Below are 15,051 nucleotides of genomic sequence, written 5' to 3'. Positions count from 1 at the left end.
ACAATTCCGCACGCCTCTAAAATTTATTCTGTTAATCTTAAAATACATACATTGCAATCATGTGGAATCATATATGGCTCATCGTCCGTCAGTGAATCTGAAAGTGCTTTTAATGCCAGATTCTGCTCTGTCTCCCCTAAACCAGCAAGCCAGGAACTTGTTTCTACACACTCCAGCCATTCCAGCTTTGTAAAATTTACGGTGTAGTTTATTTTATAAAAATCACGCAGTTCAAAGCCCGATCTCTGCCATTCCTCAAACCACTCCACCGGAAAACCATTAATCTGCTGAACAGCGTCTGCTTTAGACCCGGCAGGTTTCAAACCATCAGGTACAAAGCTTTCCAATACTGTCATGGTTTTCTGAACGGCCGTTGCTCCTGAAGTGAAACCAGAATCAATGACAATAAGTGTACCTTTAGGCTTCAGTATTCTTTTAATCTCACAAATGGCCTTTTCGCGTTCAAACCAATGCCAAGCCCTTAATACTGTCACCATATCATAATGTGAAGTTTGTAATCCCGTATCCTCCGCTGTTCCCTGATGATAGGGAATCGTAAAATTGCGGGATCTATTTAGCATTTCCGCTTGTGCCAGCATTTCCAGCGTCGGTTCCACTCCTGCCACATCAGCCCTTCTCATCGCTATTTTTCGCGTGAGGGCGCCAGTACCGGAACCGATATCCGCCACTTTTTTTCCTTCCCAAAAAATATTCCGCAATTGAAGGCTATCCATCAGGGCCGAAGGAATATCTTCTCTTGAACGAGCATAGCTATAAGCAACCTGGCCAATATCAGTTTGTTTCATTATTAGGCGCTCCTTTAACATCCAAGTGGTGAAAATCCAACTAAATAATACCATCTCCTTGTAATAGGATGGAAGAAAAATATGAACAAAGGAATGATTTTCATGTTTTGGCTGCTACTTCTTATTTCCTATTTAATCGGAAGTTTTCCCTCTGCCTTGATTGTGGGCAAGCTCCTATATGGTGTTGATATACGTGAACATGGCAGTAAAAACCCTGGGGCCACTAACACCTTAAGAGTACTTGGCAAAAAGTCGGGCATTGCTGTATTGATTATGGATGTGAGCAAAGGTTCCTTAGCTGCTGCACTGCCACAGTACTTTCACTTAGATGCTGAACCCTTATATTTTGGACTGGCTGCTGTAATCGGCCATTGTTTTCCGATATTTGCCGGATTCCGCGGGGGCAAGGCCATCGCCACAACAGCTGGTGCACTATTAATTGCCAACCTTCCATTATTTGCGATTGCTTACGTCAGTTTCTTTTTCATGACCATCTTCACAAGGTATGTTTTTTTGGGTTCGATTTCAGTTGGATTAAGTATGGTGATTTATGATTTATTTTCATCAAAGCTGGATTTTGAACTTCTCTTTTTTCTCTTCTTTCTACTGCTCATTTATCTTCATCGCTCTAATCTTCGTAATTTTGTTCTTGGAATTGAGCCAAAAATCAATGATAAGCATTTACTTAACGATCGAATCCCACCTAAAAACGGAGGTTTTAAAATGTAAACAGCCCCGGCATAGAGGTTGCCAGGGCTGATGACGATTAGGATAAAAGAACAGATTGAATGCTGTTGGCAACGGTTTGCCAAATGGCGTCATCTTTTTGATAAGATTCTCTAAGACGCTTGTACATTTCCATTTGCTTTTCCTGGAAGTCTGGAGCCTCTTTTTCAGGAAGACCCGCACGTTCCTTTTCAACACGGGCCTGTATTTCTGGGGCGCGCGGTCCCCATACTCCTACTTCTTCACCATCCTGGTTGATAAAGATAAAAATAGGAATCGCTCTTGAAGTTCCATTCGTTAAATACTGATCCATCAACTCAAGATTTTGATCGCGGAGGATAAAACGAATTTCTATTCCGGCTGCTTCAGCGATTTTTAACAAAATCGGATTGTTCAGCAGAGCATCTCCGCACCAATCCTCTGTTAATACGATTGCCCGTAATTGTTGATCCCTTAACCCTTCCAGTTTGCTTATGTCTTCATCTTTTAATGTAAATTGGTTTAAAATGCTAAGCATTTCCTGTTTATTCTGGTTCATTGACCCGATGTACTCATCTGCTGTCATCCCTTTTTGAAACCAAGCATTTAGTTCCATGGTCAGCACCCCTTTCGTATATATTTCTATATTAGTTGTTTTTTGAAAACGCCGCCATCATACTGCTTCATTTAGCCATTTCCTTTGCCAGTGTGTTTAATTTTAAGACCGTATTCCAATTTCGCACTGTCGCCGGAACTCCTAGCCTAGGCATCTGCGCTGCCAGCTTAGATTCCCGAATGCTATGCCGGAAAAATAGGTAAAGATTTTTTCCTAGGATGCTAAAGTCGTCTTTATCACTTTTATAAGAGCTTAAATGATCGATTCGCTCCTGAGAAGGCTCTTCGGCCAAAAAAGCCAGCTGAACACTTTCCCCTTCTTTTAATGAATCTGTAGAATATGGACAGTTATGAATAATCTGTTCATACTCATCTGCTGTTCTTAGAACGACGGGAACGGGAAAACCAAATGTTTTGCAAATTTCCTTCTCGATCCGTCTGCTGAGCTCTATCGCCTCCTCCTGTGATTCAAACAACACATTTCCACTTTGGATGTACGTTTTTACTTTTTGTAATGCCATTGCTTCCAACAAGCTTTTTAAGTCCGCCATTTTGATTTTATTATGCCCGCCGACATTAATGCCGCGAAGCAGTGCAATATAAATCGTCACTTTATATCCTCCCCTATAAAAATGGATCTTATCTAAAGATTACCATTTTTATAGTCATTTAAACTTCTTTTTTCTTAAGCTCTGTTCCGCTTGGATGTTGATTTCCCCTTCATGCCCGTGCGGTTCAAGAGTGTTCCTAGGTGCCTCCTTTTCGCTCAAAGATGAGCGGGGTCTCATTTCACAGTACTTCCCGCAGGAGTCTGTTCGCCTTTCGCTTCCATCAACTAGTGAAAAATAAAAATATAATTTAACATAACTTTTTCTTAAAGGAATTTATGGGTTGGATAGAGAATAGATTATCTGTTAAAAATACCCATTCAAGAGAGGGGAAAATGTTCATGGTTTTGCAAAGAGTTTCCTTACTGACAATCGGCGCCTTCCAATTACCTGTACTTCGTTCTTTTTATAAAGGTTTAGGGTGGGAAGAAACAGAAATCAGTTCTGACGATTATGCTGTATTTAAAACTGCCGGCGTATTGCTATCTTTATTCCCTATTGAAGAGCTGGCTAAAGATGCTGGTATTGAAATAAACCATTCTATTGAATCCTATAGGCCTGTTACCTTCGCTATTAATGTGAACGAACCTGAAGATGTGGACTCAACAATTGAACAGATCCGTGAAGCAGGAGGGAAAATCCTAAGAGAGCCCAGTGATGCTTTTTGGGGCGGAAGGACTGCCTATTTTGCAGATCCCGAAAACAATCTTTGGGAAGTCGCTTGGAACCCCAGTGCGGTTTTTGATGAACGCGGAGGGATGATTTCATTTTAAGTTCCATCTTTGGATACTCTTTTTCTTGAAGGAGTGGGAAGCCAACGGAAATCGATGGTTTCCCACTTCTCTTTTCCATTAACATGTCTGACGGAACCCAGCTAATCAAACGTTTGATTAACTAGTTTTTTCGCTCGATTTTGCTTTTAATGATTATTAAACCAATGTTTAAATTATTAGCGAGTTCCTGCACTTTTTTGCAAATCGAGCACACTTCGACAATAACCCACAATGATCTGAAATAATTAAACGTTTGATTAAAACTTACTCGAGAACATATTACATATGTTTTTTCCCGGGAAATGGAGTAAAGATTGTCGAAGTTTTTTTCGACTTTTTCCGTGCAAATAGCCGGCAGATTTGACCCTGCCGGCTTTCAATGGTTATCGTTTATTCAATTCCTGCAACAGTAATTGATTAACGAGTTGCGGATTGGCTTGTCCCTTTGTCTCTTTCATGATTTGTCCGACAAGGAAACCTGTTGCTTTTGCTTTACCACCTTTGAAATCCTCAATTGATTTCGGGTTGTTATCAAGCACCTCTGAAATGATTTTTAATAGTGTTCCTTCATCCGAGATCTGAACAAGTCCTTTTTCTTTTACAATCTGCTCTGCATTACCGCCGTTTTCAATTAACTCTTTAAATACGGTTTTGGCAATTTTAGATGAAATCGTTCCGTTTTCAATTAATTGAATCATGCTGGCCAGTCCATCTGGGGTTAACGGCACTTGATCGAGCTCTTTTCCTTCTGCATTTAAATAGCCCGAAACCTCACCCATTAACCAGTTAGAAGCCTGTTTTGCATCAGCCCCTGCACTCACGGTAGCTTCAAAGAAATCAGCCATTTCTTTCGTTACAGTTAACACCTTTGCATCATAAACTGGCAGACCAAGCTCTTCAATATAACGCTTTTGCCGCTCATCTGGAAGTTCCGGAATCTCTGCGCGAATCCGTTCTTTCCAATCCTCATCAATATACAGTTCAAGTAAGTCTGGTTCCGGGAAGTAGCGGTAATCATCGGAGCCCTCCTTCACCCTCATGAGGATGGTTGATCCTGTTGCTTCATCAAAACGGCGTGTTTCCTGGTCGATTTTACCGCCGCTTAAAACAACCTCCCGCTGCCGCTTCTCTTCAAATTCAAGGCCTTTACGGACAAAGTTGAACGAGTTCAAGTTCTTCAATTCTGTTTTTGTACCAAACTCTTTTTGGCCAACAGGACGAATGGAAATATTGGCGTCACAGCGAAGCGAACCTTCTTCCATTTTGCAATCAGAAACGCCCGTGTATTGGATAATCGATTTTAATTTTTCTAAATAGGCATAAGCTTCATCAGGAGTACGAATGTCCGGCTCCGATACAATCTCAATCAGCGGTGTTCCTTGACGGTTAAAATCGACCAAGGAATAACCTTTGCCATGATTCAGCTTACCGGCATCTTCCTCCAAGTGGATCCTTGTAATCCCAATTTTTTTCGTATAGCCATTTACTTCAATTTCAATCCAGCCATGCTCGCCGATTGGCTGGTCAAATTGAGAAATTTGGTAGGCCTTCGGATTATCCGGGTAAAAATAGTTCTTGCGGTCAAATTTCGTATGGGTTGCAACTTGGCAATTCAAGGCCATTGCTGCTTTCATTCCGAAATCAACAACCTTTTTATTAAGAACTGGCAGTACTCCAGGATAGCCAAGGTCAATTACTGAGGTATTTGAATTCGGTTCTGCACCAAAATGATTCGGGCTGGCCGAAAAGATTTTAGATTCAGTTTTTAATTCTACGTGGACTTCTAGTCCAATGACTGTTTCAAATTCCATTCTCTTCACCCCCTACAGTTGTGGTTTTTGTTTATGAAAATCTGTTGCCTGCTCAAATGCATGTGCAACGCGATAAATGGTAGCTTCATCAAAGTGCTTGCCGATAATTTGTAAACCGAGCGGCATACCAGCATCAAAACCGCATGGCACGGAGATTCCCGGTACGCCAGCAAGATTGACTGGAATCGTTAAAATATCATTTGCATACATGGTCATTGGGTCATCAATGTTTTCGCCAATTTTAAATGCTGGAGTTGGTGTTGTTGGCCCAACAATGACATCATATTTTTCAAAAACATTTTCAAAGTCTTGCTTAATTAAGGTCCGCACTTTTTGTGCCTTTTTATAGTAGGCATCATAATATCCGGAGCTCAACGCAAACGTTCCGAGCATAATCCGACGTTTCACTTCATCACCGAAGCCTTCTGCTCTTGTTTTTTTGTAGAGATCCAAAAGATTTTCCGCATCCGGTGTCCGGTAGCCATATCGGACGCCGTCAAAACGGGAAAGGTTAGCTGATGCTTCAGACGATGAAAGCAAATAGTATGTTGCAAGTGCATATTTCGAATGCGGCAGAGAAACTTCTTCCCAAACGGCTCCCTGTTTTTCAAGTACCTTTAAGGCATCAAGAACAGATTGACGGACTGATTCTGCTACACCTTCGCCAAGGTATTCTTTTGGAACTGCGATTCTTAAGCCTTTCACATCTCCAGTTAAAGCCGATGCAAAGTTTGAAACTTCAACATTTGCAGAAGTTGAATCCATTGGATCAAGTCCTGAAATAGCTTGTAAAAGAAACGCATTATCCTCAACAGTTCTAGTGATTGGACCGATTTGATCAAGCGAAGATGCAAACGCCACAAGACCGAAACGGGACACCCGGCCATAGGTTGGTTTTAAACCTACGACACCGCAAAATGCAGCTGGCTGGCGAATGGAACCTCCTGTATCGGAACCAAGCGAAAATAGGACTTCGCCTGCAGCAACAGATGCGGCAGAACCACCTGAAGAACCGCCAGGAACTCTTTCTAGATTCCAGGGATTAAACGTCTTTTTGAAACCGGAGTTTTCATTGGAAGATCCCATGGCAAACTCGTCCATGTTTAATTTACCAATCGTTACAGTTTCAGCCTGCTGTAGCTTTTGCACAACAGTGGCATCGTAAATTGGGTCAAAGTTTTCAAGAATTTTGCTGGCACAGGTAGTTCTTAACCCTTTCGTGACGATATTATCTTTTACGCCAATTGGCATACCGAACAGCAATCCTTTTGCTGCATTAGTTGCCAGTTTGTCATCCAGTGCTTTTGCTGTATGTCGGGCATTTTCTTCATCTAATGTTAAAAATGCTTGGACCTTATCTTCTACCTCACTGATTCGTTTATACGATTCTTCTACAAGGTCTGAAACTTTAAGTTCCTTTTTATGTAAAAGTTCATGAAGGTCTGAAACTTTATAATCAAATAAACTCACCTTTCTAGTCCTCCTCTGCTACTCCCCTAAAATCGCCGGAACCTTAAACTGGCCATCTTGCTGTTCCGGTGCATTTTTTAATACTTCTTCTCGCGGCAGCCCTTGCTTCGGGATGTCCTCACGCAGAACATTTTTCATATCAAGCACATGGAATGTAGGCGCTACATTTTCCGTATCCAGTTCAGTTAACTGTTCGGCAAAGGTAATAATGGCATCAAGTTGTTTCGTCAATTTTTCCGTTTCCTCTTCGGTAATTGCCAAGCGCGCCAAATTGGCCACATGCTTAACCTGATCCGTTGATATTCGTGACATATTAAGTAACCTCCGTTCGTTGAATATTCATAATAATGATAATATCAAACTTTTTCACTTTACCGCAATGATTAGATTACTCCTTCAGTATGGACAAGAGCGCTGATTTTTAGATTCATTGAAAAACATGACTTTGTTTATGCAGCATTTTTTCACATTTTTGATTTTAGTGACCGGAAATCAGCAGCCCATTAATACAGCCTTTATAATAAAGCTGAATGCACTAACTTAAACGCCAGTTTATTCATTGTATGTAAAGTTAAATGACGAATAATTTCAGTCAGCGGGATATTTTTTAATAAGATTAATTTTGTTAAAATGCCAAATAGAATAGAAAGCCAACATATTTTTAAAATCATTTTCAGATTATTGCTCACATAAAAAAGACTTACATGCATTTTTCCATTTTTTTGAAAGGAGAGTAATCTCATGGCAGAACATCACTTTATATTAAAAGCACACTGGCCCGGATTACGCAATGATATTGGAGAAATTGAAGCAGGAAACTTAAAAACAAAGGTATCCATACCACCGGAAATGGATGGCCCTGGAGTCGGAACCAATCCGGATGAAATGCTTCTCGGTGCTGCAGCGACATGCTACATTATAACACTTGCGGCAATGATGCAAAGAAGTGGGCTTGAAAAAGAAAATCTAACGATGGAATCGGAAGCAATCGTTGATGTAACAGATGGTATTTTTACGTATAAAAAAATTATTCACCGTCCGCATATCGTTTTAAAACAGAATGCTTCCGAAAAAGATATGGCTTTAGCAAACAGACTGGCTAAAAAGGCGGAAACCTCCTGTATGATCAGCAGGGCTATTCAAGGAAATGTTGAACTAGATTTAAATGTAACGGTAGATGTGGCAGCTGGCTAAAAATCGAAAAGGAGCTTGATTTCAAGCTCCTTTTATCTTTCGTTTATATATTTCGTACGTTTCGAATTAAGAAATCGATTCCACACTGCTTCTCCTGCAATCGTCTCCATTTCATCAGACAGCGGTTCCAATTTCCTTCCAGTCTTTCTCTCATAAGCTTGTCCAATTAAGTAGTCAGCAATTTGCGGATTCTTCGGGAGAATAGGACCGTGAAGATAGGTCCCAATCAAGTTATGATAATGAAGTCCCTCTTCACCGCTAAATTCATTATTACCAAAACCATTCACCACTTTACCAAGTGTTGTAAACGTATGATAGGTCCTGCCTCCATGATTTTCATATCCGACGACACGTCCAAATATCTCGGATTGCACCAGAATATTGGTCATAAGTCTGTTATTTTCCGCTTTTGTGTAAAATGGAAGAATCCCCATTCCGGCTAACTTCTCACCAGTCTTTGTTTCATAATAGTCGCCCAGAAATTGATATCCGCCACAAATGGTCAAGGCGGAAACCCCATCTTCCACCCATGCCTTAATCTCTTTAACAAGCGGCAGCAGCCTTTTGGTGGCAATCGATTGCTCCCGATCACTGCCTCCCCCAATCATAAAGATATCACAGCCAGATGCATCTGCATCTTCAGGATTCTTTATTTCCACGACCCGAACGTTGATTCCCCGCCACTCGCATCGTTTCATTAAGCAGATGATATTTCCTTTGTCCCCATACAAGTTTAGCGTGTCTGGGCAAAAGTGGTACAGTAGCAGCTCCAAGGTTTCCCTCCCTTCTTTTTCTTTCTTCCTCTGATAATATCCTAACGAGAGGTGTCAGGCATGTATAGGTAGCCATAATATTTACTGGAATTTCCTTATTTATTGCATAAAGAACGGCTTGCTTTAAACTAGGAATAACTCTGATTTTCTCTTCCGAAATTCCTGCGTATTTCAATCTTAGTGCAGCATCATACGCCCTCGTTCCGCTGGCGATATAAGCATCAACCTCTGATTTATCGGCAATCTCCATATCAATATCCCAGATCCAGGAGATATCTTCACCATCAGCTGGATAGTCATTTAGGCAAAAGATCAACTGCTTTCTTTGCTTCCTCTGAAAAAACTCAGATAGAGTGACATTAGCTCCTGCTGGATTTTTAACAAGATTCAGCCTCCAAACATCTCTTCCAATAATAAATTCTTGCATTCTTCCTTCAGCTTTTTGGCTGGTAACAAGCCCTGTCCTAATTTCTTTTGGCGCCAAACCCAGCAATTGGCACGCGCTTATGGCAAACAGAGCATTATAGGCATTGTACATTCCTTTTAATTTGGTTGTATATTCCTCATCCTCAATTACAATTTTAAGCCCTTTTGCACCCTGAGAGACCCTTTTAGCCGCCATTGTTACTTGAGGCCGCGAAAATCCGCAAGAGCAATGATAATGGCCTAATTGTGCATAATGTATATCGCTGTAAGTCAGTTCATTTTGACAATCTGGGCAATATTTTGATTCACTCATTTTGCAGGATGGAAAACGTCCAGCATTCGCCTCAAATCCTACATATATTTGATCCTTTTCCAACTCAGAAAACCGATGAACAAGCGGGTCATCTGCATTTAGGATAAGCTTAACATCAATCTTTCTTAGACAATCTTTCATTTTATCTATTAACAAATCAACTTCACCATATCGATCCAGTTGGTCACGAAAGAAATTCATGACGATCAAATAATCTGGCGGACAATCGATGACTGCTTTTGGAAGACTTGCCTCATCTACTTCCATCACTGCAATATCATTTTTAGGCCACCCAATAACTGGGGCATTTCGAACAATGGCGGCGGCAATCCCTGTGACCATATTAGCCCCCTCCCGATTGGAAATGACCTTTTTTCCTGAAGATTCCAGAAGATGGGCTATCAAGTTTGTAGTCGTAGTTTTTCCATTGGTTCCTGTAATATAAATAATCGTATTTGTATGCTTCCTTAACTGACGAAGAAATCTGATGTCCACTTTCCTGGCGACCACTCCGGGAATGGTGCTCCCGCTATTACCCATTACCTTACTAAGTGCCCCTGCCGTTTTCCCCGCCCATATTGCTAATTGTGCTTTCATATCTATTCCTCCAACGGAAATGCCAATCTGCCATACAAAATACAAAGTCTGCCCCTGAATAATAAATGCCAAAGTGACTACCAGGTTTCATACCTTTGCACTTTTGCTTCTAGTATTTTATGTACCCTTGGGCAATCTATGACTAGTGGAAATATTATCACAGGAATGGTATATATTGGATGAAATATATGTTGCACAAAGTCGCCTTAAGGAAAGGGAAGTTTATGGCTCTAAAAATGAATTTAATCCTTTTTCCTCTTTTTAAAGATTTTTTGCAATAGGCTCTTATTTTTTTTCACTACTTTAATTGGTTCAATATTTTTTGTCAGGTAAATATCCTCCTTGTCAATCGCAAAATCCATTGCCAAAACCAGCCCCATCTCAGTATCGTGGCTTTTATTGGTCACAATTGTGTGCTCTACTTTCATTTTAGCGGCAATTTTAATATATTTAGACAACTCTCCATAGCTTAATCCCCCATTTAAGAACAGGCGAGCCTTAGGATATTCCTTCATAAATTTCTCAATTTGTGGATATACCTTTGGTTCGGCTACCTGCCTTTTGGTAAGTACGACGATGACACGCTCTCGCAATGTCCCCAAAAATTCCCTCCGCTCCTCCGGCTTTGTTTCTAACGGCCCATATATTCCTTGGTTTAACACATCTTCAACTGTAGGCTTTTTCATTTACATCCTCTCCATTCCAAAAGGCTACTACTATGTATGTCAATGGTAGACGAAAGGTTCCATTGAGTAATTATCAATCTGACCTACTGTTTTCCATAGGATTCCTTAGTGGAAGATAAAAACCCTTCTCTCCAAAAGGAGAGAAGGATTTCCATGTCAACATGATTATTTAGTGCCTGTAAATTGTTCTTCTTCGGTTGATCCTTTTAATGCAGTAGTAGAGGAGGTTCCGCCAGAAATAACCATGGATACTTGATCGAAGTAACCTGTACCAACTTCACGCTGGTGGCGGGTGGCTGTGTAGCCGTATTGCTCGCTGGAAAATTCCGCCTGTTGCAATTCAGAATACGCTGCCATGCCGTGTTCTTTATAACTGCGTGCAAGCTCAAACATACTGTGGTTCAATGCATGGAAACCAGCAAGGGTAACGAATTGGAACTTATATCCCATTTCCCCCAGTTCTTTTTGGAATTTCGCGATTGTTTCTTCATCAAGCTTCTTCTTCCAGTTGAAGGAAGGGGAACAGTTGTAGGCAAGCAATTTTCCAGGGAATTTTTCATGGATGGCCTCAGCAAAGCGACGGGCTTCTTCAATGTTTGGTTCAGAAGTTTCACACCAGATTAAGTCTGCATATCGAGCATATGCTAAGCCGCGGCTGATGGCTTGATCAATTCCAGCCTTTGTACGGAAGAATCCCTCTGTAGTGCGTTCTCCTGTAATGAACGGAGCATCATTCATATCGATATCGCTTGTAATTAAATCTGCAGCATTTGCGTCAGTACGAGCAACTAATACGGTTGGGACACCCATAACATCTGCGGCCAAACGTGCTGCAATAAGATTGCGGACGGCAGTTTGTGTCGGAAGAAGAACTTTACCGCCCAAGTGACCGCATTTTTTCTCGGAAGACAACTGATCCTCAAAATGAACACCTGAAGCGCCGGCTTCAATCATGCCTTTCATTAACTCAAAGCAGTTTAATTGACCGCCAAAACCTGCTTCAGCATCTGCCACAATGGGGGCAAACCAGTCAATGGAGTGATCACCTTCTCCATGGTGGATTTGGTCGGCACGCTGCAATGCCTGATTAATCCGTTTAACGACATTTGGAACACTGTTTGCTGGGTACAAACTTTGGTCCGGATACATATGTCCGGAAAGGTTAGCATCTGCGGCCACCTGCCAACCGCTTAAGTAAATAGCTTTCAAGCCAGCTTTCACTTGCTGAACAGCCTGATTTCCAGTTAAAGCGCCGAGAGCATGGATGTAATCTTCTTCATTTAAAAGCTTCCAAAGCTTTTCAGCACCTTTTTTGGCTAATGTATGTTCAATATCAATGGACCCGCGCAACTTCACCACATCTTCAGCCGTATATGGTCTAGTAATTCCTTTCCAACGTGAATCCATTTCCCAGCTTTCTTGTAATTGAGCAACTCTTACATCCGTCATTTTTAATTCCTCCTATTAATTTATTAAAATATTTTTTATAACATGGAAATTTATTACCGCTCTAATCAACAGTGTGTATATATCTACAATGTTCTTTAACATAGCCGAAAACTAAAGTAATTCGTACCCCGGCAATGTTAAGAAATCGACAAATTCGTCATTTAGAATTAAACGGTCAAATAGTTTTTCAGCTGCATCCAAGTGTCCTGAAACAATGTTTTCAGCACCGATTTCCTGCTTGATTTTTTCCAATTCTTCTTGCTTTAACTCTTGATACATTTCAGCGGTTATTTTGCGGCCATCTTTCAATAATCCTTTTGGATGGCGAATCCACTGCCAAAGCTGGGCGCGTGAAATTTCTGCTGTTGCTGCATCTTCCATCAAATTATGGATGGGTACGGCGCCTCTTCCTGCCAGCCATGATGCTACATACTGAATACCTACATTAATATTAGTTCGCACGCCTTCTTCTGTAATCGTTCCATTTGGAATTTCCAATAAATCTTGTGCAGTAACGGTAATTTTCTGTTGTTTTGGCGTATGAATTTGGTTAGGTGTTGGCATTTCACGGTTGAAAACTTCCATTGCTACCGGTACAAGTCCCGGATGGGCTACCCATGTCCCATCATGGCCGTCACGCGCTTCCCGTTCTTTATCCGCCCGTACTTTGGCATATGCTTCTTCGTTTGCCTGCGGGTTATTTTTAATTGGAATTTGTGCCGCCATTCCGCCCATTGCCGGAGCTTTGCGGCGGTGACAAGTTTGTATGGTAAGTAATGAGTAAGATCGCATGAAAGGTACAGTCATCGTCACCTGCGAGCGGTCTGGAAGAATAACATCCTTTTGACTGCGCAGCTTTTTCAAGTAGCTGAAAATATAATCCCATCTCCCGCAGTTTAACCCGGCAGAATGTTCCTTTAACTCAAACAGAATTTCGTCCATTTCAAATGCTGCCAAAATGGTTTCGATTAAAACCGTTGCTTTAATGGTGCCTTGTAGGATGCCAAGCTTTTCTTGAGCAAAAATAAAAACATCATTCCAAAGCCTTGCTTCCAAATAGCTTTCAAGCTTAGGCAGGTAAAAATATGGACCTGTTCCTTTTGCCTTTAGGGTGTGAACGTTATGAAAAAAGTACAATCCAAAATCAATAAAACTGCCGGACATTGGTTTTCCGTCCAATAACATATGCTTTTCTTCCAAGTGCAGCCCCCGCGGTCTTACCATTAGCACAGCTGTTTTTTCTTTTAATTCGTACTTTTTCCCAGTGGGGTTTGCAAAACAGATCGTCCGATTTACTGCATCTCTAAGATTGATTTGTCCTTCAACGATATTTTCCCATTTTGGTGAAGTAGCATCTTCAAAATCCGCCATGAACAATTTAGCACCTGAGTTCATCGCGTTGATGACCATCTTTCTATCCGTCGGACCGGTAATTTCCACCCGGCGATCTTGAAGATCCTGTGGCAGCGGAGCAATGGTCCATTCACTGTTTCGGATATGCTTGGTTTCAGGAAGGAAGTCCGGTAATTTTCCATTATTAATTTCTTCCTGACGTATTTTTCTGGACTGTAACAGTTCCACTCTTCGTGTTCCGAAATTCCGTTCTAATTCTTCGATGAATTGTAATGCTTCAGGTGTTAGAATCTCGTCATACTGAGCCCTCAAGGCCCCAACTACTTCAATACCCCTTGTTTGCGTCGACATGAACTTGATCACCTCTTTGTTATAATACAGTAACAATCTTTGTTTTGTATTATATAACACGTTTTTTAAAAATGGAACTACTTTTCTGAAAATTTTTCGTAAATCGGGAAATTTATCCTATTTTTCCTTTTACATCTTCATCTAGAATTGCTGTAATAAAGGTCATTTCCTTTTTAAATCAAGTGTTATAAAATAAGGTTTATTTTAGTGTGTAAGGAGCTTATTCATGAGTTTGATTACCAATAAATTAATCATTATTTCCATTTTTCTTTTGATCATTACGATGATTGAAACACTAGCCTATTCCATAAGGATTTCCGGTGCCCGGGTACGGTTAATTGCCACAGCTCTTTCTTTGTTTAGCACGATGGTCATCCTCTCAAGATTTTCAACGATGATCCAACAGCCTCTGACAGCAAAGCTGATTGCTGATGCACCCAAGGCACATAAGCTCGTTTTCATTGCGGAACAATATCGGATTTTGATTGGGGTAACAACATTCGGAGTTTGTTTGGGGATTCTGCTATTCCCTACTTTCATTCGCATATTTTCAAGAGCCATTGTCCAATTGTCGAATGAACGGGGTTCTATTATCTCTTTATTCGGAAAATGGGTTAATCCGGAAGGTTTAAAGAAAGCTGGCAAGTGTTTAACGATGCCGCGGATATCCGATTTAAATGGGATTACATTGGACACCATTCCCAAAAGGTTATTTGCCCTAAATGTCATTATTACTGGGATTTACACGGTTGGCGTGCTTTCTTCGTTGTATGCATCCCTGCTCGTGCCGAAAGATTATGCCCAGGCCGCGGTTATGTCTTCAGGAATTATAAATGGAGTGGCAACGATTTTACTAACCTTATTTATAGATCCTAAAGCATCTGTATTAGCGGACAGGGTGGTCAAAAATCAAAGCAGCTATATTTATTTGAAAAGCTATTCATTGACCATGGTCGGATCGAAATTGCTTGGAACTGTTCTTGCACAGATTCTGTTTATACCTGCTGCGTATTATGTTGCTTGGTTTTCCAAGTTTATTTAGTGTTTAACTTATTGATGGGGGCTATCGGGCAAGTAAAGGAAGCTAATTGCCCGATCGTTCCATTTTTTATGAACATTAG

At 40.9% G+C, this 15,051-nt stretch carries 15 protein-coding genes; 4 read left to right on the top strand and 11 right to left on the bottom strand.

What is annotated here, in order from left to right; translation table 11 throughout:
- Positions 1–23: 23 nt before the first annotated feature.
- The gene (locus tag HPT25_RS09700) at positions 24–806 is read right to left on the bottom strand and encodes a class I SAM-dependent methyltransferase (RefSeq protein ID WP_173063133.1); all 783 of its coding nucleotides are present in this window, start codon (positions 804–806) and stop codon (positions 24–26) included.
- A gap of 96 nt (positions 807–902) precedes the next feature.
- Here HPT25_RS09700 and plsY point away from each other — a divergent pair, with 96 nt between their 5' ends.
- A complete protein-coding gene (gene plsY, locus HPT25_RS09695; protein ID WP_376767977.1) occupies positions 903–1,535 on the top strand; it encodes a glycerol-3-phosphate 1-O-acyltransferase PlsY in 633 nt (210 codons plus the stop codon).
- Between the two features lie 37 nt (positions 1,536–1,572).
- On the opposite strand, the gene HPT25_RS09690 is transcribed toward plsY, so the two are convergent.
- Positions 1,573–2,127, bottom strand: a complete 555-nt coding sequence (locus HPT25_RS09690; RefSeq protein WP_173063131.1) for a thioredoxin family protein — start codon at positions 2,125–2,127, stop codon at positions 1,573–1,575.
- 67 nt (positions 2,128–2,194) lie between these two features.
- Positions 2,195–2,737, bottom strand: coding sequence for a DUF1697 domain-containing protein (locus HPT25_RS09685; protein WP_173063128.1), 543 nt, complete (start codon positions 2,735–2,737; stop codon positions 2,195–2,197).
- Between the two features lie 338 nt (positions 2,738–3,075).
- Between HPT25_RS09685 and HPT25_RS09680 the strand changes: the two genes are divergently transcribed.
- Positions 3,076–3,507 (top strand): VOC family protein, encoded by a 432-nt coding sequence (locus tag HPT25_RS09680; protein WP_173063125.1) that lies wholly within the window; start codon positions 3,076–3,078, stop codon positions 3,505–3,507.
- Between the two features lie 383 nt (positions 3,508–3,890).
- Here the strand turns inward: HPT25_RS09680 and gatB are convergent, their stop codons facing one another.
- The 3 genes from gatB to gatC are packed head-to-tail and all read right to left on the bottom strand — an operon-like array spanning position 3,891 to position 7,100.
- Positions 3,891–5,318 carry an Asp-tRNA(Asn)/Glu-tRNA(Gln) amidotransferase subunit GatB gene (gatB, locus tag HPT25_RS09675; RefSeq protein ID WP_173063122.1) on the bottom strand — a complete coding sequence of 476 codons (1,428 nt, stop codon included), beginning with the start codon at positions 5,316–5,318 and terminating at the stop codon, positions 3,891–3,893.
- Between the two features lie 12 nt (positions 5,319–5,330).
- A complete protein-coding gene (gene gatA, locus HPT25_RS09670; RefSeq protein WP_173063119.1) occupies positions 5,331–6,788 on the bottom strand; it encodes an Asp-tRNA(Asn)/Glu-tRNA(Gln) amidotransferase subunit GatA in 1,458 nt (485 codons plus the stop codon).
- Positions 6,789–6,806: 18 nt separating this feature from the next.
- Positions 6,807–7,100, bottom strand: a complete 294-nt coding sequence (gene gatC, locus HPT25_RS09665; RefSeq protein WP_173063116.1) for an Asp-tRNA(Asn)/Glu-tRNA(Gln) amidotransferase subunit GatC — start codon at positions 7,098–7,100, stop codon at positions 6,807–6,809.
- Positions 7,101–7,529: 429 nt separating this feature from the next.
- On the opposite strand from gatC, the gene HPT25_RS09660 reads away from it, so the two are divergent.
- Positions 7,530–7,982, top strand: a complete 453-nt coding sequence (locus HPT25_RS09660) for an OsmC family protein (protein WP_173063113.1) — start codon at positions 7,530–7,532, stop codon at positions 7,980–7,982.
- A 32-nt stretch (positions 7,983–8,014) separates the two neighbouring features.
- Here HPT25_RS09660 and HPT25_RS09655 read toward each other — a convergent pair whose 3' ends face one another.
- The 5 genes from HPT25_RS09655 to aceB all read right to left on the bottom strand — a co-directional run bounded on the left by HPT25_RS09655 (position 8,015) and on the right by aceB (position 13,930).
- Positions 8,015–8,680, bottom strand: a complete 666-nt coding sequence (locus HPT25_RS09655; protein WP_173058273.1) for a type 1 glutamine amidotransferase — start codon at positions 8,678–8,680, stop codon at positions 8,015–8,017.
- A complete protein-coding gene (locus tag HPT25_RS09650; RefSeq protein WP_173063110.1) occupies positions 8,622–10,091 on the bottom strand; it encodes a MurT ligase domain-containing protein in 1,470 nt (489 codons plus the stop codon). Before HPT25_RS09650 ends, HPT25_RS09655 begins: the two co-directional genes overlap by 59 nt.
- A gap of 242 nt (positions 10,092–10,333) precedes the next feature.
- Positions 10,334–10,777: a YueI family protein gene (locus HPT25_RS09645; protein WP_173063107.1), complete on the bottom strand. Its 444-nt coding sequence runs from the start codon at positions 10,775–10,777 to the stop codon at positions 10,334–10,336.
- A 165-nt stretch (positions 10,778–10,942) separates the two neighbouring features.
- Positions 10,943–12,226, bottom strand: a complete 1,284-nt coding sequence (aceA, locus tag HPT25_RS09640; protein ID WP_173063105.1) for an isocitrate lyase — start codon at positions 12,224–12,226, stop codon at positions 10,943–10,945.
- 111 nt (positions 12,227–12,337) lie between these two features.
- Positions 12,338–13,930, bottom strand: a complete 1,593-nt coding sequence (aceB, locus tag HPT25_RS09635) for a malate synthase A (protein ID WP_173063102.1) — start codon at positions 13,928–13,930, stop codon at positions 12,338–12,340.
- A gap of 226 nt (positions 13,931–14,156) precedes the next feature.
- Here aceB and HPT25_RS09630 point away from each other — a divergent pair, with 226 nt between their 5' ends.
- Entirely contained in the window at positions 14,157–14,972 is an 816-nt protein-coding gene (locus tag HPT25_RS09630) for a lipid II flippase Amj family protein (protein ID WP_173063099.1), read from the top strand.
- Positions 14,973–15,051 lie beyond the last annotated feature (79 nt).

Origin of the sequence: Neobacillus endophyticus (assembly GCF_013248975.1) — a bacterium.
GTDB classification, from domain to species: Bacteria; Bacillota; Bacilli; order Bacillales; family Cytobacillaceae; genus Neobacillus; species Neobacillus endophyticus.
This window is presented reverse-complemented; position numbering and strand designations above follow the sequence as displayed.

Excerpts from the sequence above, each read along its gene's own strand:
- HPT25_RS09700 (WP_173063133.1), bottom strand. The coding sequence starts at position 806 with ATGAAACAAACTGATATTGGCCAGGTTGCTTATAGCTATGCTCGTTCA.
- HPT25_RS09690 (WP_173063131.1), bottom strand. The coding sequence starts at position 2,127 with ATGGAACTAAATGCTTGGTTTCAAAAAGGGATGACAGCAGATGAGTAC.
- HPT25_RS09680 (WP_173063125.1), top strand. The coding sequence starts at position 3,076 with ATGGTTTTGCAAAGAGTTTCCTTACTGACAATCGGCGCCTTCCAATTA.
- gatB (WP_173063122.1), bottom strand. The coding sequence starts at position 5,318 with ATGGAATTTGAAACAGTCATTGGACTAGAAGTCCACGTAGAATTAAAA.
- gatC (WP_173063116.1), bottom strand. The coding sequence starts at position 7,100 with ATGTCACGAATATCAACGGATCAGGTTAAGCATGTGGCCAATTTGGCG.
- HPT25_RS09660 (WP_173063113.1), top strand. The coding sequence starts at position 7,530 with ATGGCAGAACATCACTTTATATTAAAAGCACACTGGCCCGGATTACGC.
- HPT25_RS09655 (WP_173058273.1), bottom strand. The coding sequence starts at position 8,680 with ATGAAACGATGCGAGTGGCGGGGAATCAACGTTCGGGTCGTGGAAATA.
- HPT25_RS09650 (WP_173063110.1), bottom strand. The coding sequence starts at position 10,091 with ATGAAAGCACAATTAGCAATATGGGCGGGGAAAACGGCAGGGGCACTT.
- HPT25_RS09645 (WP_173063107.1), bottom strand. The coding sequence starts at position 10,777 with ATGAAAAAGCCTACAGTTGAAGATGTGTTAAACCAAGGAATATATGGG.
- aceA (WP_173063105.1), bottom strand. The coding sequence starts at position 12,226 with ATGACGGATGTAAGAGTTGCTCAATTACAAGAAAGCTGGGAAATGGAT.
- aceB (WP_173063102.1), bottom strand. The coding sequence starts at position 13,930 with ATGTCGACGCAAACAAGGGGTATTGAAGTAGTTGGGGCCTTGAGGGCT.
- HPT25_RS09630 (WP_173063099.1), top strand. The coding sequence starts at position 14,157 with ATGAGTTTGATTACCAATAAATTAATCATTATTTCCATTTTTCTTTTG.